The sequence below is a fragment of the Cohnella sp. GCM10012308 genome, assembly GCF_042649185.1.
Taxonomy (GTDB): Bacteria; Bacillota; Bacilli; order Paenibacillales; family Paenibacillaceae; genus Cohnella.
This window is the reverse complement of the sequence record NZ_JBHRYU010000016.1, coordinates 140959-166223: the sequence shown is the minus strand read 5'-3', so window position 1 is coordinate 166223 and position 25265 is coordinate 140959. Positions and strand designations below refer to the sequence as shown.

20 protein-coding genes are annotated in these 25265 nt (G+C 57.7%); 19 read left to right on the top strand and 1 reads right to left on the bottom strand.

Features of this window, described 5'->3' with window-relative positions; genetic code table 11:
- The first annotated feature begins 695 nt into the window (after nucleotides 1–695).
- The 16 genes from ACFOTD_RS18335 (at nucleotide 696) to ACFOTD_RS18260 (ending at nucleotide 20592) form a co-directional block, all read left to right on the top strand.
- A complete protein-coding gene (locus ACFOTD_RS18335; RefSeq protein ID WP_378121266.1) occupies nucleotides 696–2060 on the top strand; it encodes an ABC transporter substrate-binding protein in 1365 nt (454 codons plus the stop codon).
- 83 nt (nucleotides 2061–2143) lie between these two features.
- Nucleotides 2144–3034 (top strand): carbohydrate ABC transporter permease, encoded by an 891-nt coding sequence (locus tag ACFOTD_RS18330; RefSeq protein WP_378121264.1) that lies wholly within the window; start codon nucleotides 2144–2146, stop codon nucleotides 3032–3034.
- Nucleotides 3035–3889, top strand: coding sequence for a carbohydrate ABC transporter permease (locus ACFOTD_RS18325; RefSeq protein ID WP_378121262.1), 855 nt, complete (start codon nucleotides 3035–3037; stop codon nucleotides 3887–3889).
- 25 nt (nucleotides 3890–3914) lie between these two features.
- Complete coding sequence (locus tag ACFOTD_RS18320; protein ID WP_378121261.1) at nucleotides 3915–6077, top strand: alpha-L-rhamnosidase C-terminal domain-containing protein; 2163 nt, start codon at nucleotides 3915–3917, stop codon at nucleotides 6075–6077.
- Nucleotides 6074–9025 (top strand): glycosyl hydrolase, encoded by a 2952-nt coding sequence (locus ACFOTD_RS18315; protein WP_378121259.1) that lies wholly within the window; start codon nucleotides 6074–6076, stop codon nucleotides 9023–9025. Before ACFOTD_RS18320 ends, ACFOTD_RS18315 begins: the two co-directional genes overlap by 4 nt.
- A 3-nt stretch (nucleotides 9026–9028) precedes the next feature.
- Nucleotides 9029–11224, top strand: a complete 2196-nt coding sequence (locus ACFOTD_RS18310) for a glycoside hydrolase family 36 protein (protein WP_378121258.1) — start codon at nucleotides 9029–9031, stop codon at nucleotides 11222–11224.
- Nucleotides 11225–11233: 9 nt separating this feature from the next.
- Nucleotides 11234–12328: an SGNH/GDSL hydrolase family protein gene (locus ACFOTD_RS18305; protein WP_378121257.1), complete on the top strand. Its 1095-nt coding sequence runs from the start codon at nucleotides 11234–11236 to the stop codon at nucleotides 12326–12328.
- Between the two features lie 158 nt (nucleotides 12329–12486).
- Nucleotides 12487–13266 (top strand): glycosyltransferase family 2 protein, encoded by a 780-nt coding sequence (locus tag ACFOTD_RS18300; RefSeq protein WP_378121255.1) that lies wholly within the window; start codon nucleotides 12487–12489, stop codon nucleotides 13264–13266.
- The gene (locus ACFOTD_RS18295; protein ID WP_378121253.1) at nucleotides 13263–15194 is read left to right on the top strand and encodes a hypothetical protein; all 1932 of its coding nucleotides are present in this window, start codon (nucleotides 13263–13265) and stop codon (nucleotides 15192–15194) included. Before ACFOTD_RS18300 ends, ACFOTD_RS18295 begins: the two co-directional genes overlap by 4 nt.
- The gene (pseC, locus tag ACFOTD_RS18290) at nucleotides 15175–16410 is read left to right on the top strand and encodes a UDP-4-amino-4,6-dideoxy-N-acetyl-beta-L-altrosamine transaminase (RefSeq protein ID WP_378121251.1); all 1236 of its coding nucleotides are present in this window, start codon (nucleotides 15175–15177) and stop codon (nucleotides 16408–16410) included. Before ACFOTD_RS18295 ends, pseC begins: the two co-directional genes overlap by 20 nt.
- Nucleotides 16407–17138 (top strand): cytidylyltransferase domain-containing protein, encoded by a 732-nt coding sequence (locus ACFOTD_RS18285; RefSeq protein ID WP_378121249.1) that lies wholly within the window; start codon nucleotides 16407–16409, stop codon nucleotides 17136–17138. Before pseC ends, ACFOTD_RS18285 begins: the two co-directional genes overlap by 4 nt.
- A 1-nt stretch (nucleotide 17139) precedes the next feature.
- The gene (pseG, locus tag ACFOTD_RS18280; protein ID WP_378121247.1) at nucleotides 17140–18207 is read left to right on the top strand and encodes a UDP-2,4-diacetamido-2,4,6-trideoxy-beta-L-altropyranose hydrolase; all 1068 of its coding nucleotides are present in this window, start codon (nucleotides 17140–17142) and stop codon (nucleotides 18205–18207) included.
- A gap of 5 nt (nucleotides 18208–18212) precedes the next feature.
- Entirely contained in the window at nucleotides 18213–19262 is a 1050-nt protein-coding gene (gene pseI / locus ACFOTD_RS18275) for a pseudaminic acid synthase (protein ID WP_378121245.1), read from the top strand.
- A 20-nt stretch (nucleotides 19263–19282) separates the two neighbouring features.
- Nucleotides 19283–19747, top strand: a complete 465-nt coding sequence (locus ACFOTD_RS18270; RefSeq protein ID WP_378121243.1) for a GNAT family N-acetyltransferase — start codon at nucleotides 19283–19285, stop codon at nucleotides 19745–19747.
- A gap of 89 nt (nucleotides 19748–19836) precedes the next feature.
- On the top strand, nucleotides 19837–20364 hold the full coding sequence (locus ACFOTD_RS18265; protein ID WP_378121273.1) for a DUF2642 domain-containing protein: 528 nt from the start codon (nucleotides 19837–19839) through the stop codon (nucleotides 20362–20364).
- A 27-nt stretch (nucleotides 20365–20391) separates the two neighbouring features.
- Nucleotides 20392–20592 carry a hypothetical protein gene (locus tag ACFOTD_RS18260; RefSeq protein ID WP_378121241.1) on the top strand — a complete coding sequence of 67 codons (201 nt, stop codon included), beginning with the start codon at nucleotides 20392–20394 and terminating at the stop codon, nucleotides 20590–20592.
- A gap of 2 nt (nucleotides 20593–20594) precedes the next feature.
- Here the strand turns inward: ACFOTD_RS18260 and ACFOTD_RS18255 are convergent, their stop codons facing one another.
- Nucleotides 20595–21842 (bottom strand): glycosyltransferase family 2 protein, encoded by a 1248-nt coding sequence (locus ACFOTD_RS18255; RefSeq protein ID WP_378121240.1) that lies wholly within the window; start codon nucleotides 21840–21842, stop codon nucleotides 20595–20597.
- A 540-nt stretch (nucleotides 21843–22382) separates the two neighbouring features.
- Here ACFOTD_RS18255 and ACFOTD_RS18250 point away from each other — a divergent pair.
- The 3 genes from ACFOTD_RS18250 to ACFOTD_RS18240 all read left to right on the top strand — a co-directional run bounded on the left by ACFOTD_RS18250 (nucleotide 22383) and on the right by ACFOTD_RS18240 (nucleotide 25197).
- Entirely contained in the window at nucleotides 22383–22781 is a 399-nt protein-coding gene (locus ACFOTD_RS18250; RefSeq protein ID WP_378121238.1) for a FixH family protein, read from the top strand.
- Between the two features lie 432 nt (nucleotides 22782–23213).
- The gene (locus ACFOTD_RS18245) at nucleotides 23214–24107 is read left to right on the top strand and encodes a LysR family transcriptional regulator (protein ID WP_378121236.1); all 894 of its coding nucleotides are present in this window, start codon (nucleotides 23214–23216) and stop codon (nucleotides 24105–24107) included.
- 100 nt (nucleotides 24108–24207) lie between these two features.
- Entirely contained in the window at nucleotides 24208–25197 is a 990-nt protein-coding gene (locus tag ACFOTD_RS18240) for an SLAC1 anion channel family protein (protein WP_378121234.1), read from the top strand.
- Nucleotides 25198–25265: the final 68 nt, after the last annotated feature.

Genomic DNA, 25265 nt, shown 5'->3' with positions numbered 1-25265 from the left:
CTGCTGGTTTACCTTGGCCATGTTGCAACAAAATGGACCACCACTTTCAGCATAATATTATCTATTATACCAAATTAACGCGGTGACGTATTAATTGAATAATGCAGGGGACTTTCTCAACAGCCTGAAATGTGCAGGTAAATTCAAAATACAACCCGGAAAAAGGGCTGATGGAGGAAAATTCCTGCATATATGCATCTATTCTCCGAAAAAGGTCGATATCGACATAAAAAGATGTATATATGCAGGCATTGCGGCGGAAGAACGACGCTGGCGACGATACGCGGACTAGAGACCATACGCAGACCCGACACTGGATACGAATAGAGACCCGACACTAGAGACGATACGTAGACCCGACGCTGGCTATGACACGCGGACTCCATAGTAAGTTTGTCGCTTGAGCTAGATCAACGTTAGGCGGTTCCGCGCGTCTCCAGTAACGGCAGTCATGGCGATTTTCCCGCAGCATTTTTTACGAAACCGCTCTCGTATTTAGCATTGACAATTTAAATCCTCAGAGATAAAATAATTTAAGTAAAACGTTTTATATTTATTTTACTTGAAGGGAATCAAATTAAACAGGGGGAACGAACAAGGGAGGAAAGCCAGCCACGGACCGCAGCCGCTTTAAATGCAACTGCAATTGTGTGACATCATCTCAATCGAACGGAACAATCGAGGAGGTTAACCAAATGAAAGCAGGCAAAATGAAAACAGGAATACTGGCGACGGTCATGATCGGTTCGATGCTGATGAGCGCCGCATGTGCGGGGAATTCGGACAGCAACAATTTGAAAACGAATACAAACGGCGCGACCGGAAGCGGCGCAGCAGTTCAATCGGACGCAATCAAGTCGCATGACCCGGTCGAACTTCGCGTAGGCGTACCCGAATGGCCAGGCGAGTCCGAAAACGTCGACGCCGTTGTAAGCGTGTTTAAGGAAAAATATCCTTACGTGACGGTCAAAGTCGAGAAGATGGTCGGGGACCCGCACGCCAAGGTGCTCGCGCAGGCGGCGGCGAACGAATTGCCGGACGTATTCTGGCTGCCGGATACCTCGGTGAGGGAGTATCAGGATCTGGGCATTCTTGCTCCGCTCGACGCGTATTTCGAGCCGAACGGCGTAAACGTCGCCGACGTATACCCCAGCATGCTCGATCTGGGCAAAGTAGACGGCCAAACGTACATGGTCCCCCGGGATTACGCGCATGTCGTCACGCTGGTCAATACGACGCTGCTCAAGGAAGCCGGATTGCCGCTGCCGTCTAACGACTGGAGCTGGGATACGTTCATGGACTATGCCAAGAAGCTGACAAAAAAGGATGCCTCGGGCACGACGACGCAATGGGCGGTCAACTCCAACATTCACTGGTGGGCGGTATGGACGCCGTTCGCGCTGGGCCGCGGCGGCAAGCTGATCGACGAAGCGGGCCACAAGGTAACGGTCGCTTCCGATCCGCTCGTAGGCCAAGGATTGAAGGATCTATGGGATTTGTCCAAGGACGGCTATGCGCTCGACCCGAACGGACAATATCCGGAAGACATGTTCATGGCCGGCAAGGTCGCCTTTTACTTCGCGGTGAAGTCCGTAGCCACGTCCATCAACGATGTCTCCAAAGCCAAAGGGTTCGAATGGGATGTCGTTCCTTTCCCGCGCTTGCCTTCCGTTCATGCGGTCGGCGGCGGCACGAGCGGCTACAGCGTCAGCTCGAAGTCGAAAAACAAGGACGAAGCGGGCGCTTTCGTATCGATGTTCCTGACGGAGGCCGGCCAGAAGGCATTTAATTCGGCAGGCAACTCGGTTCCGGTCCTCAAATCGCTGGCCGGCGACGACGTGTGGCGCAACAGTCCGGTGGAAGGCAAAAACGTCGAAGCGTATACGATCGAGCCTGAAGCCGACATTCTTCCGATTTTGAGCGCGAAGCTCCCCGTATCGCTGATCAACGAATCGAACGCCGGCTACGAGGACGCGATGAACAAGTATTTGCTGGGCAAGCTGCCGTTGGAGGATGCGCTTAAGGAATGGGAAGAACGCATCAACAAGGCTTGGCAATAACCGAAGGGCAGCGCAGCAGGAGTTTCGAGGCGGGGGAGCAAGCAGAAGCTCCTCCGCCCGAACGCGGAAAGGGGAAGAGCTTCATGAGATCCAGAAAAAAAGTGCGCGAAGCGATCGCCGGCTATTTGTTCACATCGCCCGTGACGGTCGGCATACTGCTGTTCACCGCTTGGCCCGTGCTGCAGTCTCTCTACTACAGCTTTACGAAATTCAATATTATCAAGTCGCCGCAGTGGGTCGGCACGGACAACTACGACAAATTGCTGCAAGATCCGGAGTTCTGGCAGTCTTTAAAGATTACCGGCATTTTCACCGGCATTTCCGTCCCTGCATCTCTACTGATCGGTTTTCTGCTGGCGCTGCTGCTCCATCGCAATCTGCCCGGTATCGGCCTGTTCCGGACGATCTTTTATTTGCCGGTCGTCGTTCCGGTCGTGGCGCTGGGCATTTTGTGGAAGCAGCTGTACAGCCCGACTTACGGCTTTGCGAACAAGCTGCTGGATATGGTCGGATTGCCGCCGTACACCTGGTTCTCGCATCCGGAATCGGTTATGCCTTCGCTCATCATTATGGGGCTGTGGCAGGCGGGCGGATCGATGATCATCTGGCTGGCCGGCTTCCAGGGCATACCCGCTCAGCTGTACGAGGCGGCGATCGTGGACGGCGCATCCCGGATGCGTAGATTCTGGAGTATCACGATTCCGATGATTACGCCGGTCATCTTTTTTAATCTGATCATGGGCTTTATCGGGTCCTTCCAGGTGTTCGGCCAAGTCATGGCGACGACGGCTGGCGGGCCGCTCAACGCAAGCAACTTTCTCATGGTGATGATTTACAAGAAGGCGTTTCGCACGCTGGAGATGGGGTATGCTTCGTCGCTGGCATGGGTGCTGTTCTTTATCGTGCTGCTGCTGACGGCATTCATCTTCAGGACGAGCAGATCATGGGTCCATTACGAAGGGGAGGTCAGATAGATGAGATCGCCCGTAAAATCTTCGTTGGTGCTGTATGCCTTGCTGCTGGTAAGCGCGGTGGTTTTTCTGTTTCCGCTGATCTGGATGGTCGCCCGCAGCTTTATGGGACTCGACGATCTATACAAGGTTCCGCCGGTCGTTTTTCCGACGCAATTCACGGCAGAAGCGTATTCCGAAATTTGGACCATCAAGCCATTTCTTTCTTATATCGGCAACACCGGCATCGTCGTCTTTTTCAGCGTCGTCGGGGGCACGCTGTCGGCCGCTTTTTGCGCATTCGGATTCGCCCGGTTGCGGTTTCCCTATCGCAATCTCATATTCGGCATCGTACTCGCGACGATGATGCTGCCGGGCGCGGTGACGATGATTCCGGTTTACGTGCTGTTCAGCAAGCTGAATTGGACCAATACGCTGCTCCCGCTGATCGTGCCGACCTTTTTTGGCGGCGGGGCGTTCAACATTTTTTTGCTCCGGCAGTTTTTCGCGACGCTTCCCCACGATTTCGACGAGGCCGCCAAAATCGACGGCGCGAACCTCTGGAATATTTTTTGGCGCATCTCCATGCCGCTGTGCAGACCGGGACTCACGGTAGTGGCCATCGGCGTATTCATGTCGACCTGGAACGATTTTATGGGGCCTTTGATTTATTTAAGCAAGGAAAAAAGCTTTACCCTGGCGCTCGGACTGTATGCGTTGTCCCCTGGCGAAGCGGGCGGCGCGACCATCGGCTCGATTACGACGGCGCAGCTGATGGCGGCCTGCAGCCTGGCGGTCGTCCCGGTCATTCTCGTCTTTTTCTTCGCGCAGAAGAAGCTGATCTCGGGTACGGTCGTCTCGACGGGCATTAAAGGCTAAAGGTGAATGGAAGGGACTGAAGGGCATGGCTGACAAAGCGGTACCGAAATGGATCTGGCATGAAGCCGGCAGCGATCGCATGCAGATCGTGTTGGAGAGATCCTTTGACGTGGAAACGGAAATAAACGATGCGAAGCTTTACTTGGCTGCGACGGGGCATGTCGCGATCACCCTGGACGATCGGCTGGTCGGGGAGTTGCCGGAGCATCCGGGCAATCTCGCTTCATTTACGGAATTTGGCTTTCCTGAAACGATCGCCCCAGGCCATCATCGGATTCAATTGAAGATCGACTGCAAGGAGGCGATGCCGATCGTGGACGTCAATGTCCATCTGATCGAACGGCGCGTAGGCTGCTTGGGCTATCTGGAAGGTAATGGCTTGTGGATGCCGACGGACGAGAGCTGGACCTCCGAAGACTTGCTTGCCCGAGCTGTCTGCGTGTATGGGGAAGAGCCGTACGGCGATCTGGAGAACGCGCCTTCGTGGTTCGTCAAAGGCGGTTACGGCGACATCGGGACGAGCGCCCTGACATCCTGCGACGTATTGGAGCAATCGAGGTTAGACGCGCAAATCGGCGAGGACGGCATTTTAACGTTAAAAGGGATGTATGCGAAGGAGACGCGGCTCCCGGAGATACGCCGGAACGAACGGCATATTTTTTACCATTTGCGCAAGCAGCAGGAATGGACCGAGCTGCGCGCCTTTCAGCAGCAAGCGGGTCTGGATGAAGGACCGTGGATTCGGGTAGCGATGGATGCCGAATACAATATGCGGTTTCGCGTCGACAATGACTCGGATCGGCCGGTCTTGCTCTTATGGAACGGTACGGAATCGATTGCCGAGCTGGACAACTATGCCGGCTGCATCACCGAGAGCATCACGGTCGTCCCTGGGGAGAGCTTCACGATATTGCCCCAGGGCATGCGATATGTGCAATTTTTCATGATCGGCCCGCCTGAAGAAGCGTTTTGTCTGCGCATCGCATTCGAGGAGGTCGGCGTCATGCTCGAACAGATCGGGCAATTCCGCTCCGACCTCCCCGTCGCGGACCGGATCTATCAAACCTCGGTTCATACGAATCGAATCTGCCATCAGACGGGGCTGTGGGACGGCGTCAAGCGCGATCGCCTGAACTGGACCTACGATTTCTTTATGGCCGCCAAAGCCGATTACGTGCTATGGAACGACTTTGCCGTTTTGAAGCGTACGATCCGGGAGCTCGGCGATACGCCCTACGGTTATTGGATGAATTCGATTCCCGCCTATACGTGCTGGTGGTTCGTTAACATATGGGACTATTACTTGCATACAGCAGACCGGGAATTCGTGATGGCGATGCAGCCGGACCTGACGAGGCATATGGGATGGATCATCGAGAATATCGATCCAGCTTCAGGGTTATTGAAGCAACGCCATCAGGCGTTTATCGAATGGGTGCCGATGACGGAGGAGGATGCCTGGCATACGCTGCATGCGGTACTCGCGCTGGCGATCCAAAGCGTGCGTCGACTGAACGAAGCGATTCCCGGCCTCGAACTGCCCGTTCCCGAGAACCCCTTGCCGTCGATTTCCGCCTCCGAATTTTTGGACAGCTCGTCCTTGATCGCGCTCTTGCTTGGCGCCGAGAGCGGCTATGTGAGCGAAGCGCAGGAGTTGGCCGCCCTGAACCGCATCGCGTTAAGCGATCCGGTAACGCCGCTATCCGCCTATTGGCTGGCCGAGAGACTCGCGCTTCGAGGGATGCTGGACCAGGGCTGGGAGGCGGTCGAGCAAGTATGGGGCCGGATGCTCGCGCAAGGGGCGACGACCTTTTGGGAAAGCATTACGCTTGCGCAGACGGACGATTTTCATCATGCCTTGACGACCTACACGGCTTACGATTCTTATCGGATCAGCCTGTGCCACAGCTGGTCGAGCACGCCCGTCCAGTGGATGAGCCGGCATCTGCTCGGCATTCGGCCGCTTGCCCCCGGCTACAGTAAAATTTCTTTCCAGCCGCATGCGGTGCCGGGCATGAATCGCTGCCAGGGAACGGTGAGTACGCCTCAGGGACCTATACATGTCAGGTGGGAGAGGCAAGCTGACGGTACGTTGGCTTCCACGATCGATGCGCCTGAAGGCATTGAGATTGTCGACGGTACCGAAAACGATCGCTTGCAGCCGGCCAGCAGGGGGAATGGGAAGTGAAGCCATCCGAATTCAAGGATCCGGCAGTCGAGTTCCGCCCCGTCCCGTTCTGGTCGTGGAACGGCGGATTGACCCCCGAACGTCTGCGGACGCAAATCGCTCAAATGCGAGAAGCCGGCGCCGGCGGCTTTTTCATGCATGCCAGAAACGGACTGAAGACCGGTTATCTGGACGAAGATTGGTTCGACTGCGTCCGGCTATGCATCGAAGAAGCGGATCGGCTTGGCATGAAGGCATGGATATACGACGAGAAGGGATGGCCGAGCGGCTTTGCCGGCGGCCTTATACCTTCGCTGGGTCGCGATTATCGCGCAAAAGCGCTGGTAATGCTGCCGGAGCGGCGGGAGGACGATGAGGTCTGCCGGCTATTGGAAGTCTATGAAGCGGACGGCGACACCCATTTCTTATACGAATGGGTTCAACCCATGGGAGATGCACGATTCGAAAATGCTTCATACGTAGACCTGCTCGATGCGCGCGTGACCGAAGCGTTTATCGAGCGCACGCACCGGCATTACGAGGCGCGGTTCGGCTCGACCTTCGGGCGCACCGTACCGGGCGTTTTCAGCGACGAAGCTTGCGCCTTGCTGTGGCTCAATCCTGACATTCCGGCGCTGCCATGGACGACAGGCCTGGATGAGTTATTTTCCGATAAATACGGATACAGCCTGCTTCCTAGCTTGCATGCGCTATTTTTGCCGGAAGGCGACTATCGGAGCGTCCGCTACGATTATTGGTCGCTCGTCGTAGAGCTGTTCGCGGAGCGCTTCAGCAAAACGCTGTACGAGTGGTGCGAAAGCCGCGGGCTTCTGTACACCGGCCACCTTATGGCCGAGGACAGGCTGGTCTACCAAATGGAATGGGTAGGCGACGTAATGCGTCAATACGAGTACATGCATATTCCCGGCATGGACCATCTGGGCCGGTACTTCCAGGCGAGCCGCCCGGAACAACAAGAACAGCCGTACACGACGGTCTTGGCGGCGAAGCAGGTGACAAGCGTCGCGAACCAGCTCGGCAGAGAGCGGGCGCTGTCCGAGCTGTTTGCCTGCGCCGGCCAAGGCTTCGAATTGAGCAGGCAAAAGTGGATGTCGGACTGGCATCTGATACACGGTATCAACCTCTTCAGTCCGCATCTGCTTCCTTATTCGATGGAAGGCGAGGGGAAGCGCGACTATCCGCCGACGCTCGGCCCGCAGCAGCCCTGGTGGGAGGACTATCGCTTGCTGACGGACTACCAGGCGAGAATGAGCTATGCGCTCACGCGCGGGCAGCGGGTCGCGCCGGTGCTCGTCCTTCATCCGATCGAATCGGCATTCGAGTCGTATTCGCCGCTCGCGAGTTCGCTTGTCACCGAGTTGAACGTCGCTTTGGAAAGAATCTCGCTGCAGCTTCTGGACGCACATCTAAATTTCGACTACGGCAACGAACATCTGCTCGATAAATACGGCTCGGTGTCCAAGGATGGATTGCGCATCAAGGAAGCCGTTTATCAAGCGGTTATTATTCCGCCGTGCACGCGTCTGCGTAAATCGACGATTCGGCTGCTGGAGCAGCTGTCCAAGCTAGGTTTTCCGATTTTCTGCGAAGACGGGGCAGACACGCTAGCTCCGCAGGGCGCCATCGGCGGTCGGATGTCCGATTCGTCAAGGCTTCCCGAACATGTCCGGCAGCTTCCGCTGCTGCCGTTCTCGATCGATCGATTAAGCAAGCAAGTGCCGCAGTCGATTGTAGTAGAAGGGGAGGACGGCAGCTCCATCTGGCTTCATGAGCGTGAAGCAGGCTCGCAGCGGTTTTATTTTCTGGCCAGCATGTCGGAAAAGAAGCTCATCCGCGTGAAGCTCAAGATTGCGTTTGCCGCGAATTTATTCGATTGGAACGCGGAGACGGGCGACGTTTTTCCGATCCCGGCCCGTACCGAAGGGAAACGAACGGAACTCGACTGGATTTTCGAACCGCGCGGCACGCTGCTGATCGGCGCTATTCCGCAAGATGAAGAAGATGGTTTAACCGGATGCCAATCTAATGGCGCGGAAGAACGTTTTTCGGTAACCCTGGATACCGCACCTGTTCCGCTGCAGCCCAACGTGCTATTACTGGACCGATTTTCGCGCTACGATGCGCATGCAGCGCTGTGGTCCTCGCCGCTCCCGCTGGCGGAATGGATTCATGCCGGTGCCGCCTCAGGTCCGGGTACGCGGTTCTGCGCCGAAGTTCAAGTCGCCGAAGCCGCGCCCGAGCTGCAGCTGCAAGTCGTCGTCGAGCGCCATCTGGCCCTGGAAGTGCGATGGAACGGCTGTCCGCTCGCTTCTGACGGCTCCGCCTGGCTGGATCCGGATTGGCTCTGCTATCAGGTGCCGCCAGGCATTGTCAGGCCTGGCAGCAACGACATAGAGGTAAGCCTTGGCGATCGGGAAGGTGCCGGGCACATGGAAAACATGTATGTAATCGGCGATTTTTCCGTTGCGTTAAAGGATGGTCTCGCGCCGGCCATTCAACGAAAGCATAATCCGATAAAGGATCCAGTTGGCGATTTGAGCGAACAAGGTTATCCCTTCTATGCCGGCAGCTTCGCGTTCGGTTTCTCGTTGGACGAATGGGTAAGTCAACGCGAGCAGGAGAGGCCGCCGGGAAAATGGCTGCTTAGGCTAACCCGCCCGCAAGCCGGCTCGGTTCGCTTGTATGCCGACGATGCCTTTCGTGGTGCACGAGCGTGGGAGCCTTGGGTGTGGGATATTACAGACCTGTGGACAGGCAAAGGCCGCCGGTTTACATTGGTGATGAGCGGCTCGCTTCGCAACCTGATCGGACCGCATCATCTCACGGACGACGAAGCCATTAACTTTTTGACGCCGTCCCATTTCTTCGACCGGTCCCGATGGACCGACCGTTACGTGCTGAAGCCGCTGGCGATCGGCGAACTGGAAATCGTCTACAGGGGAGAGTAGCAAATGACCGAGGGACCTCAGAGTTTGACGATCGAGCATGCCGGCATGGCGATCGGCTTTACGGATACGGAAAACGGACGTATGCAAGCTACGTTCAATACCGACAGCAAGCTTAAGAGCAAGGTTCCCGCGATTCCTTTTCCCCCTTTCGAACTGGCGGTCGCCGGCGTCCCGTACGGCCATTCGCCCGCGCTGGTTGCCGGACTTACAAGACTTCCGCTCGAAATGAAGCTGCAGTCCTGGACCTCCGACGAAGAAAAGCTGGCGATGGCTTACAAGCATGAGCGGCTCGGCCTCATGGTAGAGACGGAGCTGCGATTTATTCCGGGTACGGCAGTCATCCGACAGTCGACGGTCGTCACGAACGAAGGCGAGCTGCCGGTCGTTCTGACGCATGTCTCATCGATGTGCGTGCAGGGCGTCGCGACCGACGGCGGTCTGCCTTGGCATGACAAGAACAAACTACGCGTCCATTATTGCCGGCAAACGTGGAACGGAGAGGGACAGTGGCGATCGGGCGATCTGGAGGAGCTGGGGCTGTACCCGACATCGACGCATCCGAGCGCCGCTGCCGTTCACTTCTCTTCCGTGGGCAGCTGGAGCACCGGGAAGCTGCTGCCGATGGCCGTATTAGAAGACTTGGAAACGGGGAAATCGTGGTACTGGCAGATCGAGACATCCGCGGACTGGCATTTCGAGATCGGCCATCGCGGCTCTTGGAGCGACGATAGCGGAGGAATTTTTATCCATGCGGACGGCGCCGACGAGCGGTACGGCGGATGGAGCTTGGAGCTGGCGCCCGGCGAAAAGTACGAGGCCGTTCCGGCTGCCTTTGGCTGCTGCAACGGAGATTTTACGGAAGCCGTCAGACATTTGACGGGCTACCGGAGATATTTGACGCGAGCGATGAAGGGAACGGTGCCGACTGCGCCTGTCGTTTACAACGACTATATGAACGCGCTGTGGGGCGATCCTTCCAGGGAGAAGCTCGTGCCGCTCGTCGAAGCGGCTGCCGCAGCTGGCTGCGAATATTTCTGCATCGATGCCGGCTGGTTCGGCGAGCTTGGCGCATCCTGGGGCAGCGGGCTGGGCGATTGGCGGCCAAGCCGCAACCGGTTCGGCGAAGAAGGGCTTGAAGCCTTCCTTGCCTATATATCCGAGCAGGGGATGAAGCCGGGCTTATGGCTCGAGATGGAGGTTTGCGGCGAGGATGCCGCGTTAGCCGCCAAGCCGGACGACTGGTTCATCCGGCGTTACGGCATTCGCGCAGGCGGAGGGCCGCGCTGGTTTCTTCAATTCGGCAACCCCGACGTACGCGCCTATATGCATGAGGTCATCGATCGTCTCGTACGGATGGGCGTGCGGTATATCAAAAACGACTATAATCTTTGCATCGGAACGGGCGACGACACTGGCGGAAGAGCGGCGGCGGCGGGGTTGCAGCAGGCGATGCGGGATTTCTACGCTTTTATCGGCCAGGTCAAATCGCGGCATCCGCAGCTGATATTGGAAAACTGCGCATCCGGCGGCATGCGTGCGGATTACGAGGCGTTATCCCATTTTCATCTGCAAAGCTCCAGCGATCAGGAGGATTACCGCAAATATCCTTCGATTATCGGAGGCAGTCTCGCCGCCGTGTTGCCGGAGCAGCTGGGGATATGGGCGTATCCGTATCCGCTGTTGCATGCTGATCTCGCTTTTCCTGGGAAATTAAAGGAAGGCCAGCATCTGCGAGCGATGGAAGACGGGGAACAGACGATATTTAATATGGTTAACGGCTTGTGCGGCAGTCTATATATATCCGGGCATTTTCACCTGGCCGACGAGACCAATCTCCGGTTGATTGCGGATGCAGTAGCGTTATATAAAAAAGAAAGAGCCTTTATCGGCGAATCCCATCCGATCTGGCCGCTTGGATTTAAGCGTATCAACGAGACGGACAGCTGGAATTGCTTAGGCTTGGCGTCGCCCGACGGAAACCGCATTCTGCTATCCGTATGGAGACTCGGAAGCGGCGCCGAATACAGGACGATTCCGCTTGCGCGTTGGCGGGGCCGCAAGGCGACCGTCAGTCTCATTTATCCGCAGGAGGATCAAGACGTCGAAGCCACTTACAGCGCCAACAAAGGGCTGCTTACGGTTCGTTTCCCGAAAGCCTATCAAGCTCGGCTGTTCGAGGTTCGCTTTGACATCGATTAGGAGGACGCCATGCCAGAGATACGATACGAAACCGCTCGCTTAAAAGAGCTGACGAAGCCCTTTTGGACCGGGAATTTCATGCTGTACGAGCCTATTATGCCCGTCGCGAGGACGGAAGGGGAAAGGATCGAGGGCCGACTGCTGTACAAGCCGGAGGAGATCGTCGAAGTGCGCAACGCCCGATTGGACACGGTGTACGAGGAAGGAACGGATTGGGTCGTAGAAGACGGCCGGCTGTGGTTCCCACCCCGTTCGCGCGTTCCGATTACCCGTATCGAGGAAATGTTCCCGGAGGAGAACCGGGAGGGATGGGTGCAAGAGAGAGTGGGCGGCGGCTACAGCCTGTTCTCGGAAGGCCATTTTTTCCACGACAAGCAGGTCGCCGTCAGCTACAAATGCCGCAAAACGGGCGGGTATCGCGCGCTTGCTGGAATTGAGACCGCATGTCCCGAACGTACGGCAGCTAAATTGGCGAACGCCGAACCGCTCAACCTGCTCGTATTCGGGGACAGCATCGCGGAAGGCGCCAATGCAAGCGGATTAACCGGCGCAGCTCCCTTTTTGCCGACATGGGGCGATCAAGTCCGCGCGATCCTTGAAGAAGCCTGCGGATCGAAAATCGCATATAAAAACGGCTCGGTCGGCGGCATTACCAGCGAGGGAGGGCTGCAGATCGTAGACCGGGTATTGGAAGACATGGCGCCCGATCTCGCCATCATCGCCTTCGGCATGAACGACGGCACGGGCAAGGTCGCACCTGACCGATATGCCGCCAACATCTCGGCCATCATGAAACGCATGGAGGCAGCGAACGGCGCCGCGGAATTTATTCTTGTCGCGCCGATGCTGGCCAATCCCGACACTTATTTCTCGGGGAACCAGGCGGCGTATGCCGCCGTATTGCGAGATCTTGCGGGCGCATCCGGCGGCAGAGCCGCGGTCGCCGACATGACGGCCGTTCACCGGGAGCTGCTGAAGCACAAGGATTACGCCGATCTAACCGGCAATAACGTCAACCATCCGAACGATTTCCTTATTCGCTGCTACGCCCAGGTCCTGATCGCTTTAATCCTGGGGGAAGCAGATAGCGAGACTGCCTTATAGGTACGGAAAGTTCAAAACCAGCCGACGTCCATGCGATTTTTGGGCAGCCCGGCTGGTTTTTTGCGGTCTAAGGCCTCGTAACCAACGCTCTTTGCCTTGAATATCCTGTACCCGACAAGGTTGGAAGGGCCGTTGCCCGTCCGCAAGGGGGCGCCAAGATGGGCAAAGTATCCGTGATTATGACCAGCTACAACAAGCCGGATTATATCGGAAAAGCCATTCAGGGCGTGCTGGACCAGACGCATGCGGATTGGGAACTGCTTCTTATGGACGATCACTCCGACGAAGCGACGACACGCGTCATCGCCCCCTATTTGCGCGATCCGCGCATCCGCTATGTCCGCAGCGATCCGCTGTCGGTCGAAGAGCGCGCATCCGCCGTACGCTACGCCGTGGCGATCAACAAGGCGCTTGGCATGGCTGCGGGCGATTACGTTACGTATGCGACGGACGACAATGTCTATCGTCCTGCGCGGCTCGCGAAAATGTCCGGCTATCTGGATGAACGCGCCGACGTCCAAATTGTCTACTCCGCTTCCATCACCACGCGCGTGCGCGCGGACGGCACGGTCGAAAAAGCGGTGCACCGGCCCGCCGGCAAATTGACCTGGCTGGCGCCATGCGCGGTCGATCATTGCTCCGTCATGCACCGGCGGTCGATCTTGCAGCCTATTCTCGAGCGGTGGGGGACGTATTGGGACGAGAATCCGGAATTTTACCGGATCGGCGACGCCCGTTTTTTTTGGAGGCTGAATCAGTATTGGCCGTTTTACCCCTTGAATGAAGTGCTGGACGATAATTACATGACGGATCAGTCCTTTCATAGCCAGCTGTTCTCGAAGGACAAGTCGCGAATGGTCGAGCTGCTGCCGCCGCAGCGGGAATGCAGGGAGCTTCGCGAAGACTTGCGCAGAAGGCAATCGGAGGCCGGCCGATGAGCATGTATTTGCGTCATTACTGGTCGTTGTTCGCCGATTTTGCCGACGCCTTCGGAGCGGTTGTCTACCGGGGGATCCCCGTACCGCTCTTGATCAATTTTTATCAATATTTGACCGAGGATATGCGGGTGCGCATGGCGCGCCACGATTTTCAATCGCACCTTCGGAACGGAAGCCTGAAAAGCGCCGAGATCCAGCCGGCGTTCGAGCGTTATATCTCTTTGTTTCGCGTTCGCGCGAAGCTGCGCAAGGACGAAGGCGGCAAGGTTTTAATCAACGGCACGTACCACCGGTTCCCGCCGCGCGTGTTTTTGGAGCATTTCGATCCGCAGCGCACGCTGCTTCTGTCGCGCGGCAAGCCTTACCTTGGCATTCCGGTCGTGACGCTCAGCCACTACGAACAGGATACGTCCGCAGAGACGGGGCGGATCGCCCGGCAGGTCGCCATGATCCTGGACGATACGGGGGATCATCCCGTCTTTGGAGATGCGCGCTTCCGGGATAAGCTGCTGAAGGAAACGCCGCGCATCGTCCAAACGATGGATGCGGCGGAGCGAATGCTCGAATCGAATCCGGTTTCCTGCATTTTGGTCGGGACGACCGAGGATTTGACGAGCCGGGCGCTAGCGCTGGCAGGCGGGAAGCTTGGCATTCCGTCCGTGTGTATGCAGCACGGCGTCATTATGGGAGAAGAGGCTTTTCTACCCGTTTTTGCGACCGTACAGGCGGTATACGGCAAATATGAGGCGGATTGGTATGCGGCGAGGGGCGTGCCGCGCGAATCGGTGCGGATCGCGGGGCATCCGCGTTATGACGACATTTTCACGAAGGTCCGCGATCGCAAGCAGCGGAGCGTCTCCGAGGAGCATGCGCGATCGCAGCAAACTCGCATTCTCATGGTGACGCAGCCTGCGACGAACCGGCCCTTGTGGATCGCAGCGGTGCGGCTGCTCCTTGCGAGGCTAGGGAGTGCGCGCATCCGGATTCGTCCGCATCCATGGGAGATCAAGAAGGGCTTGCTGTCCGAATACGAAGCGCTCGCAGCGGAGCTGCAGGCGGTAGAGCTGGTACCCGCCGAGACGGATCTGTACGATGAATTGTCCGATATCGACCTGGTGATCGTGGAAAACTCGACGGTCGGGCTGGAAGCGATGCTGTCCGGCAAGCCGGTTCTGATCTTCAGAAATCCGGAGGAACGGAAAAGGTACGCCTATTATAACCGCATGGCTCCGTACATTACGAACAAGCCGGAGGCGCTGTCCGAGCTTGCCGCGCGCGTGCTGGGCGATCCTGCCGCAGCGGCCGCGCTCATGCAGCGGATCCGGCGCTTTATCCGTCGCGCCTATCCGCGCAAGCTCGCTGGGGAGCAGCTGGAGCGGCTGATCGCGGAGTTGACGGGCGAACAGTCGACACGCGGTCATGCGTTTTTTCCCGAGGGCATGCTGCTCCAGGCAGGCGAACATATGCCGGGCGTGATTCGCGGCGGCCGCCTGCATCCGTTTGCGTCGGCGCGCGCTTTCCAAGCGTCGGGTCGGCGGTGGGACGAAGTGATACGCTTCGACGAACGGTTCGCGGAACGGATCCCGGCAGGCGAACCGATCGGCGAAAACGATACGCCTGCATCGGCACCAGAACCAGCACCGGCACCGGCACAAGCACCTGCACCGACACCAGCACAGGCACCAGCACCAGCACCGGCACCAGGACCGGCTCTGCTGATTCAGGGACAGCAGGAGCCGCAAGGATTATGGGTCCGGGGAACGGGACCGGATGTATTCGCGCTTGAGGACGGACGCAAGCGACGGGTCGTTCCTTGGACCGACGCAGTCTCGGCAGCGCCAGTCCTGGAAGCGGACGACAGATGGCTGAGCCGCATCCCGACCGGCCTGCCAATCTTCATGCGAGAAGGTGAACGACATCGACCCTAAGGAGCTGTCAGCTGTCGCCGGCGGCCGTCCTGTCCGGAAAAAGTGGCTCCCGTACGGACGCCAATGGATCGGCAGAGACGATATCAGAGCTGTCGTCAACGTGCTCAAGAGCGATTTTCTGACGACCGGTCCGTCGGTCGACGCCTTCGAAGCGAAGCTTGCCGAATACGTCGGCGCAAGGCACGCGGTCTCCTTCTCGAACGGAACGGCCGCGCTGCATGCGGCTTGCTTCGCGGCCGGCATCGGCCCGGGAGACGAGGTCGTCACCGCGCCCCTGACGTTCGCCGCCAGCGCCAACGCCGTCCTGTTCTGTGGCGGCGTGCCCGTTTTCGCCGATATCGACGAGCGGACCTGGAATGTCGATCCGGCAGCCGTCGAGCAGCGGATCACGCCCAAGACGAAGGCGCTGCTCCCGGTCCACTACGCCGGACAGCCGGCCGATCTTGGCGCGTTGAATGCGCTGGCGAAGCGGCATGGTCTTATCGTTATCGAGGACGCGGCGCACGCGCTTGGCGCGAGGTACCGGGGGAAGCGCATCGGCGGCATCGGAGATATGACGGCGTTCAGCTTTCATCCGGTGAAGTCGATCACCACCGGCGAGGGCGGCGCCGTGACGACGGACAATACGGAGCTTTACGAACGGCTCCTCGCGTTTCGGACGCACGGCATTACCCGCGATCCCCGCAAGCTGGAGCGGCAACCGGGCGGGTGGCACTACGAAATGCAGCAGCTCGGCTACAATTATCGGATGACCGACCTGCAAGCGGCGCTCGGCATCAGCCAGCTGCGGAAGGCGGATCGCTTCCTGGAACGCCGGCGCCGTTACGCCGCGATGTACGACGAAGCGTTTGCGGGGATCTCGGGGTTGACGCTGCCTTGTCAAGAGCCGTTCGCCAGGTCGGCCTGGCATCTGTACGCCGTTCGCCTGAATACGCGAGCGCTTCGCGCCGGCCGCGGCGACATCTACGAGGCGCTGCGCCGGGAAAATGTCGGCACGAACGTCCATTACTTGCCGGTTTATCTGCATCCCTACTATAGAAGTCTGGGCTACGAGCCGGGGCTGTGTCCTCGAGCGGAACGACTGTACGAGGAAATTCTGACGCTCCCGCTGTTCCCCAAAATGTCGAAGCGGGACGTCCGCGACGTCATCCAGGCCGTGAACAAGGTTCTGCGGCATTATAGCTGTCCGGCGGAAGACGAGGAGGCGCTGCCATGAGGACTGCGGCCATCGTCCAGGCCCGGATGGGCTCAACGCGTTTGCCGGGCAAGGTGCTGATGCGAGCGGCAGGCTTGCCGCTGCTGCAGCATGAGCTGCAGCGCGTCTCTCGCGCGAAGCGGATCGGCGAGATCGTCGTCGCGACGACGCGGGAACCGGCGGACGACCCGATCGCGGCGCTATGCCGAAAGCTCGGGTGTCGCTGCATGCGCGGGGACGAAGCCGATGTGCTTGGGCGATATGCCGAGGCGGCGAAGGCGTGCCAAGCAGATGCGATCGTCCGCTTGACCGGGGATTGTCCGTTAATCGATCCGGCGGTGATCGACCGCGTGACGTCCGCTTTTCTCGACCGCTCAACGACTGTCGACTACGCCTCGAATACGCTGGTCCGTACCGATCCGAGAGGGCTGGATACCGAGGTTTTTTCGGCGGAAGCCTTGCAGCGGACAGCGCGAGAGGCCGATCAGCCGGCCGAGCGCGAGCACGTCACCCTCTACATGTACCGGCACCCTGACCGGTTCAGACTGTTGAACGTGCCGGGAGCGCGCGATTTACAGGCGCATCGCTGGACAGTGGATACCCCCGAGGATTTTGAACTGGTTTCGCGAATTCTGGCAGCCTTGTATCCGCAGCGGCCCCATTTCGGCACGCCGGACGTGCTCGCGCTGCTCGATCGCAACCCGGCATGGCTCTCTATCAATGCGGATATCGCGCAAAAGGATACCTGAAATGGGACGGGCGGGAAAGGCGTTCATCCGCGCGGACGCGTCGGTCGCGATCGGCACGGGACATGTGATGCGTTGTCTGGCTTTGGCGGAACGGATGCGGGCGGCGGGACTGGAGTGCCGCTTCGTATGCCGCAGCCTGCCGAATTTAATGAAGGCGCTACTCGAGGAGAGCGGCTTTCCCGTGTCGACGCTTTCCGGAATGACAGGCGTTGACGCGCGGGAGACGGATGCGGCCGAGACGGCCGCCGTGCTCGCCCGCTACGGGCCGGCGGAATGGCTCCTCGTCGATCATTACGGCTTGGGAGAAACGTGGGAGCGTCGGATGAGGTCTTATGCGCGCCGCATCGCGGTCATCGACGATTGGACGGACAGAAGACACGATTGCGATCTGCTGTTGAATGCCAATGTCTATGACGACGCAGCTGCATTTACGCAAAAGGCACACGTTCCCGGCCACTGCGTCACCTTCCTGGGACCAGGCTTTGCGCTGCTGCGAAGGGAGTTCGAGCAAGCCGATTCGCGGATCCGGGACGGGCGAATCCGCCGTCTGCTCGTCGGCTTCGGCGGCGGCGATGCCGTCAACCTGACGGGACGGACGCTCGAAGCGCTGGCCGATCCGGCCTTCGCGGCGCTTGGAGCCGACGTCGTCATCGGACCGGGAAGCCCGCATGCGCCTGACATTCGCGCCAACGGCGGCCGATTGCCGGGCATTCGCATTCACGAGTGGTCCGGCGCCATGCCGGCTCTCATGGCAGGCGCCGATCTTGCGATCGGCGCCGCAGGCATATCGGCGTGGGAGCGCTGCTGTCTGGCGCTGCCGTCGCTGATCGTCACCGCCGCCGACAACCAGGAGGCCGGTGCGCGTTATCTCGGACAATGCGGCGCCGCTGTGTACATGGGACGGCATGACGAGATCTCCGCCGCGGACATCGGAATCGCGCTGCGCAGGCTGCTTGCAAAGCCGGCGCTGGTTGCCGAGATGTCCGAGCGCGCCAGCCGTGCGATGGCCGGGCGCAGCGCAGGATGGCCGAGACTTATGGCTGCGCTGATTGACGATACGGGGAGGTAAGCGGATTGAATGCCATCGAGATCGCGGGCATTCGCGTCGGAGACGATGCGCCGCCTTTTATGATCGCGGAGATGTCGGGCAACCACAATCAATCGCTCGACCGCGCGCTCAAGATCGTGGAGGCAGCCGCCAAGGCCGGCGCCCACGCGATCAAGCTGCAAACCTATACCGCAGATACGATGACGCTGGATATAAGCTCGGATGCGTTCGCGATACCGGACGGGGAAGGGCTGTGGGGCGGCAAAAGCTTGTACGAACTATACCGTCAAGCGAGCACGCCTTGGGCGTGGCATCCGGCGATCTTCGAATACGGCCGCAAGCTGGGGCTTATCGTTTTCAGCTCGCCGTTCGACGCCTCGGCAGTGGATTTTTTGGAATCGCTGGGCGCTCCCTGCTATAAGATCGCTTCCTTCGAGATCACCGATCTGCCGCTGATCCGCAGAGCCGCTTCGACCGGCAAGCCGGTCATCCTGTCCACCGGCATGGCGACGCTCGCCGAAGTGGACGAAGCGGTGACGGCTTGCCGGGAAGCCGGCTCCGGCCAGATCGCGCTGCTCAAATGCACCAGCAGCTACCCGGCGCCCGTCGATGGCGCCAACCTGGCTACCATTCCGCATATGCAGCGGCTGTTCGATTGTCCCGTCGGCCTGTCGGACCATACGCTCGGCTTGGCGGCTGCGGTGGCAAGCGTCGCGCTCGGCGCTGCCGTCATCGAGAAGCACTTCACGCTGTCCCGCTCCGAAGGCGGCGTAGACGCCGCGTTTTCCATGGAGCCGGCCGAGCTGAAGCAGCTGACGGCGGCTTGCCGGGACGCGTCCAGCGCGATCGGCCGGGTCTCGTACGGACCTTCGTCCGCCGAACGGGATTCTCTTCGGTTTCGCAGGTCGATCTACGCAGTCAAGGACATTGCCAAAGGAGAGCCGCTCAGCAAGGCTAATATTGCGATCATCCGGCCTGGATACGGTCTCGCGCCCAAGCATTACGATACGCTGATCGGCAAAAACGCAAGCAAGCCGATAACGAGAGGCTCGCCGATCGGCTGGGAGATGATCTGAACGCGGAGGAGGGGACGTCCATGCGGATCCGGGAAGCTACGGCGGCCGATGCAGCGCTGCTGTTCGAATGGCGCAACGATCCGTCGGTGCGGGAACGCTCCTTTGACGACAAGCCGCTGGACTGGCACGCGCATGTCAGATGGCTGGACGGCTGCTTGTCCGACCCGAACCGATTGCTTTGCATTGCGATGGAGGACGATCGTCCGATCGGCGTTTTTCGCCTGGATCGTCTCTCCGAAGGCACGGTCGTCATCAGCATCGCCCTGGCCGCTTCCGAGCGCGGCAAAGGCGCCGGACCGCGGATGCTGCGTCTGGCTGCAGCGGAATGCCAGTCGCGCTTCGGAAGCGTGACGATAGAGGCGCGGATCAAAGGGGACAATTTATATTCTCAAAAGGCGTTCGCGAAGGCGGGATACCGGCTGGAAACTTGCATTATGACGCTGCAGCTTGCGCGGGAATTCGATGACCGGTCGTTCGACGGGTAGGCATTTTCATCGTTTTGCAGCCGAAACGTAGACGGAGGCGCCGCAGCGACATATTGTGCATCAAACCAGGAAAAGGGATGGTGAACCGCATGGTCTCCCGAATGGCCGCCCTCAAGGCGGACGGTCCGACGTCCAAGCTTCGGCGAAACCGCTCCAAGCTCGCTGCATCGTGCAGCAAGTCTTGCAAGCGCAAAAAGAAGAAAACCGGCGCGGCTTCGCGGAGACGCACGAGACGCACGGCAGATGCGGAGCGTACGGATCTGCGGCCGCTGATCGACGCGATGTCCGCGAGCCTGAAGGGGCTAACGGCAAGCACGGCCTCGATCGTGGCGTTCGTAAACCAGATCCGCAACGACGTCAACGCGCTCCAGAACCAGGCGGCCGGCGCGAACAGCGTCATTAACGTGCTGGAGACGCGCGTAGCCGATCTGTCGGCGGCGGAGCAAGCGATCCTTCCGTTGCTGCAGGCGCGAATCGGCAGCTCGATCACGCTGGAGACGCCTTCCGGCACCGTGCTTGGCACGCTGGTTGCCGTCGGCGAAGATTATGCGGAGATCCGGGAGCCGGGCGGCACGATCGTGATCGTGCGGGTCGTCAGCATCATTTCCATGGTCTGAAAATAGCACGGAGGAGGCGGGAAGAACGTGCATTTTACAGCGAGGTTGTCTATGATCGTCGGTCGTCGAATCGAGGTGTACCAGGAGAGTCAATTCATCTCCGGCGTTCTCCTCGACGTCACGCCCGGAACGCTGGTCGTTCAAGCCGTCGAAAACGCATATACGCAGGTCACGGGCAACGTCGAAATCGTCACCTCCAAAATCCACTATATTCGGATTCTGCCTTAACCTCATTTCCGGACCGCTTGCTCGAACCAGCTTTTCCACGCCGCATACCCATCCAGATTCGTACGCGTGACGCTGTCGGCACGCAGCCTGCGATGATATAAGGTGGCAGGGACGCGACATACGGGATACAAGCGTGCCAGACGGACGATCATCTGAAAATCCTCGTACAGCCGGCCGTCGAACGGACCGTGCTCCCACCAGCCCCCCAGCCGTCTCAGCGCTTTCGTCCTGTATAAGCGAGGGGCGAGGGGGGCGGCGGCTTCCAGAAGTTTAGCTTCATCGAATTCGGGCATGGCCATCGCGGTTCGGCGAAAAAGCGGTTCGCCCTCTGGGCGCTCCAGCCATTCGTCGTGATCCGCATACCATAAGCCGCAAGGTTTTTCCGTACCTTCGATCTGCTGGCGAAAACGCGCCAGACAATCGTCCGCGAGCCAGTCGTCCGCATCAAGCTCCAGCAACCATCGTCCCCGCGATGCAGCCAGCGCTTCGTTCAGGCAGCGCGCTTTGCCTTGATTGCGGGCATGGGTCAAAATACGAATACGCGGGTCATCGGGAAGCCGCACCAGCAGCGCCGCCGTTTCGTCGTCCGATCCGTCGTTCACCACAAATAGCTCCCAGTCCCCGTCGGTTTGCGCGAGCACGCTGCGGATGGACCAGCACAAGGTGGCGGCTGCATTGTAAGCGCACAGCGCGACGGAATAAAACGGCGTTGCGGTTGTTGCAGGCGTGACCGGGCGGCTTAGGAGCAGCGGCGCTATCCGTTGACGCGTCATCGGCGTTTTGCGCCAGGCAGCCGGACGGGGATAGCCGCCCGGCTGCCATAATGCTGCAGGCAGCTCGGCTATGCGCCAGCCTAGCATGAGCCGGTTCTTCATCTCGACCAGAACCAGCGATTGAAAGGGCAGCCAGTCGCAATCGGCGAATCCGTCGTTTTGTTGAACGGCCGAAGTGCGCCATACGACGGGACCGCGGCGGTCGGGGCCGGCGCTTGGACACAGGCATGCCGTTTGTTCGTCCAACTGAGCGCCCAACGTCCGCAGATTCTCCAGGCTGCCGGCGTTCAACCGTTCGCCAGCGAGCAGCGTAAGAAAAATCGACTCTTTATATCCATCCAGGATTGCGTTCATTCGTTCGCCGATTGCGCCCTCCACGATCTCGCACCGCCAGAGCGGGAAGGCACTCAGGACATCGTTTTGCGTGAGCCGCGGTTGGAGCGCCCGATGATCCGGATTGAGGATGAAGACCAGCATCGCGTCCCATCGCCCCTTCCGCGCTGAACCATTATTGCTCATACATATGAATTTCGCCTATAAAAGGTTCACGGGCCATGCTAATATTTAATAAAAACGACAGAGGTTCCCATGCAATGTTATCGACATCCCGAATGGAACGCAGTGGCCTGCTGCACGAATTGCGGAATACCGATTTGCCGCCGATGCCGCCATATGAATCCTTACCAAAAGTGTGCTTCTTGTTATAGTGGTCAACAATCTGTACAAAATCCAATACGTATGCCTAAGCCTCATTGGCCGACCTTCATACTGATTTTTGCGATCATCCTGGTCTTATCTCCTCTTTTAATTTGGTATCTTGTCTGGATCGTAGTCGGAATCATGATGTCTTGATGATTGATATGGACATTTTTTGAACTCTTTGAATTGAACTCTTTTATAAAAGAAGTTCTAGCCCTTTCTGGTCATTTGACGCAGGGGCTATTTGTTTATGCTGAGTGGACAGCGTATGATTGATGATCTCAGGACATGTGCGAGTTAACGGAAGGGGAACAGGAAATGAAGGTTTACGGAATTTCGCTGCGCGCGCTTAGCATAGTTGTTCCTGTTGCCGTTTTGCTGATGCTGGCCGGGTGCGGTGCTTCGGGTAAGCAGCAAACGCTGAAGTTTTCGGAGGTCGCGTTGACGAGCGTGCCGTCGCCTCCCGCTGCGGGACAAGCGACCAAGCTGATCGCCACCATCAATAATAATAAGTTTGCCGCCGAGAAAGCCAAGGTTCAGTTTCAGATCAACTCCAAAAACGATCTGCCCAGTCTGATCGATGCCGTAAAAGAAGGGGACAGCTATACGTCCAGTCACACCTTTCCTTCAGCCGGCGATTATACGATCACGATTCATTTGATGTACCCGAACGATCATTTTGCGTTTACGAAGCAATTGAAGGTCGGCGGCGGCTAAAACATCATTTTCCTTTTTTTGCATATTAGCAGACTGTGTGGACATCCTATTTTCGGATTTGATACGCCGATGCGATGCATTCAAGATGAAGTTCGCCAAGGTACGAGCATGCGGCAGGCGATGGTCATCAAGAAGAAGAAGAAGGCCCAATCCCTTGGAAAACCTAAAGAAGCCTTTGAGCTTACGAGCATACGAATAAAGCCTATTTTATAGGCATAAGCAGGAGAGCAAAAAAGCAGCTTGGTCCGGAGCGCCGGACTAAACTGCTTTTTGTTCAGACAAGCGCTTTCTGTTCATTGTTCCTTTTTAGCGGATACGGTACATTAATAGGAATCGGGCAACCTCGAGGCATCAGTTAGCGTCTTAACGAACAGGCTATCTGCAATCGCTCGCTTGCAAGCACGTCTTGCCATTGAAGGAGGCGCGACCGGGATGGAATTCAGACAACTGGATTACTTCTTAACAACCTGCGAAGAACTGCACTTTACAAGAGCGGCCGTGAAGCTCGGGATTACGCAGCCAACTTTGAGCCATCAGATTAAGTCGCTCGAAGACGAGCTCGGCGTTCCTTTGTTCGACCGGATCGGGAAAAAAATAGCGCTAACCGAAGCGGGAATGATTCTGTACGAGCAAAGTAAATTGGCGTTCGGCAATTTATCGAGCGCCAAAGAGCAAATCCAGGAGCTGCAGCAGATCGAACGCGGAAAGTTGTCGATCGGAGCGCTGCCGGGCGAGCTTAACCAACTGGTCTCGAACTTGCTCATTGATTTCCATCGCGGGTATCCGTTCGTTCAGATTAAAATTTTAGGCGTCGAAGATATCGTGAGCCGGCTGTTGCAAAATGAATTGGATTTAGCCGTTACGATTTTGCCAGTCGATGATGAACGGATCTTGACGATTCCTTTGTATCGAGAACAATTTTTCTTTGTCGCAACAACCTCGCATCCGTTTGCGCTGCGCAGCGCCATCGATTTCGAAGAAATTTTGAGCGTGCCGATCGTGACTTTTCCCGAAACGCACCGATGCCGGCAATTGGTCGATTCGACTTGTTCGAGCGCCGGACTTCGCTTACAGCCTTTGATCGAAACGACGACGATCGAATCGTTGTTCGGTCTCGTCCGTTCTGGCGCAGGAGGCTCCGTATTATCGAAAACGCTGCTGGACATGTATCCTTCCGACGAATTGGTCCATATTCCGATTCAAAATCCGGGCTTGAGCAGAGAAGTGGGCATCGCGTACCATCGGGACAAATACATGGGGAAGGCATCGCGAGGATTTATCGATCTCGTGCAAGCGCACGTTAAAGCGATCAAGCCAAATACATAAAAACCTGCGATTCCAATCTATCATTTTCATAGAAACAACGATATTGATCTATGATTAGTATCCCCCTACAATAAAGCCACAAGAGAAGGGGGAAGGTTATATGCGTACCTTAGTTGCCGAATTCAAGCCGTCCAGCATCGGATCCGTTCAGTTTCTTCCAGTCAGTTTGTTCGCCTCGGTAATGGGATTTTCCGGTCTTTCCTTGGCCTGGAGAGAAGCAAGCATGCTATTCGGCATTTCCCATGTGGTTGCGGACATCAGCGGTATCCTTGCGATCGGATTATTTATAGCCATGACTGTCGGTTACTTGTCCAAATGGACGATATATCCGCAAAAAGTGAAGGATGAGTTTGCGCACCCGGTTACCGGAAATTTTTTCGGGACGATAACGATTGCCATACTGCTGCTTTCTTCCGTAGTCGGCGTTTATAACCGTATTGCCGGTCAATCGATATGGGTCTTGGGTGCAGCAACGACATTGGGTCTAAGTTACGTATTCGTCGCACGGCTGTTTAAAGGAAATCGCGATCCCGCTCACGCCGTTCCGGCGATGCTGATTCCTGTCGTCGGCACGCTGGATATCGCGGTTGCCGGCGGGACGATGCCTTTCCCTTGGGCGCACGAGATTAATTTGCTCTCCCTTGCGATCGGCGGAATCGTAGCCCTGATTTTCTTTACTTTAATCTTATCCAGGCTGATTCATTATGCCCCGATACCCGCAGGAATTACGCCTTCGTTGATGATCCTTGTCGCGCCGTTTGAAGTCGGATTTCTGGGATATACGAATTTCGAGCAGCGAATCGATTCGGTTGCATCCGTTTTATTTTACTTTGGTCTATTTTTGTTCGTCGTCTTGTTCTTTAAAGTATTCAAAAAGTCCGTGCCGTTCGGCGCTTCCTGGTGGGGGATCAGCTTTCCGATGGCCGCGCTCGCCATAGCCGCTTTAAAATACGCGCTTTACTTGCGCACATGGCCTTTAATAACGATTGCCGCAGTCGTTCTGGCAGTGCTGAGTTTCGTCTTGATCGTGCTCTTGTTTCGCACATTGAAGATGCTGCTTGCCGGAAGACTGCTCGACGGAAAATCGTAAAGTACGGGCTGCCGGACGTAATCATCGGACTGCTCGAGAAAAGCGGCGCAGCGTGAGATAGACAAACA

Coding starts and splice junctions, on each gene's coding strand:
- ACFOTD_RS18285 (WP_378121249.1), top strand. CDS start 16,407: ATGAGGACTGCGGCCATCGTCCAGGCCCGGATGGGCTCAACGCGTTTG.
- ACFOTD_RS18265 (WP_378121273.1), top strand. CDS start 19,837: ATGGTCTCCCGAATGGCCGCCCTCAAGGCGGACGGTCCGACGTCCAAG.
- ACFOTD_RS18245 (WP_378121236.1), top strand. CDS start 23,214: ATGGAATTCAGACAACTGGATTACTTCTTAACAACCTGCGAAGAACTG.
- ACFOTD_RS18305 (WP_378121257.1), top strand. CDS start 11,234: ATGCCAGAGATACGATACGAAACCGCTCGCTTAAAAGAGCTGACGAAG.
- ACFOTD_RS18295 (WP_378121253.1), top strand. CDS start 13,263: ATGAGCATGTATTTGCGTCATTACTGGTCGTTGTTCGCCGATTTTGCC.
- ACFOTD_RS18335 (WP_378121266.1), top strand. CDS start 696: ATGAAAGCAGGCAAAATGAAAACAGGAATACTGGCGACGGTCATGATC.
- ACFOTD_RS18325 (WP_378121262.1), top strand. CDS start 3,035: ATGAGATCGCCCGTAAAATCTTCGTTGGTGCTGTATGCCTTGCTGCTG.
- ACFOTD_RS18300 (WP_378121255.1), top strand. CDS start 12,487: ATGGGCAAAGTATCCGTGATTATGACCAGCTACAACAAGCCGGATTAT.
- pseG (WP_378121247.1), top strand. CDS start 17,140: ATGGGACGGGCGGGAAAGGCGTTCATCCGCGCGGACGCGTCGGTCGCG.
- ACFOTD_RS18310 (WP_378121258.1), top strand. CDS start 9,029: ATGACCGAGGGACCTCAGAGTTTGACGATCGAGCATGCCGGCATGGCG.
- ACFOTD_RS18250 (WP_378121238.1), top strand. CDS start 22,383: ATGAAGGTTTACGGAATTTCGCTGCGCGCGCTTAGCATAGTTGTTCCT.
- ACFOTD_RS18270 (WP_378121243.1), top strand. CDS start 19,283: ATGCGGATCCGGGAAGCTACGGCGGCCGATGCAGCGCTGCTGTTCGAA.
- ACFOTD_RS18330 (WP_378121264.1), top strand. CDS start 2,144: ATGAGATCCAGAAAAAAAGTGCGCGAAGCGATCGCCGGCTATTTGTTC.
- ACFOTD_RS18240 (WP_378121234.1), top strand. CDS start 24,208: ATGCGTACCTTAGTTGCCGAATTCAAGCCGTCCAGCATCGGATCCGTT.
- ACFOTD_RS18255 (WP_378121240.1), bottom strand. CDS start 21,842: ATGCTGGTCTTCATCCTCAATCCGGATCATCGGGCGCTCCAACCGCGG.
- ACFOTD_RS18320 (WP_378121261.1), top strand. CDS start 3,915: ATGGCTGACAAAGCGGTACCGAAATGGATCTGGCATGAAGCCGGCAGC.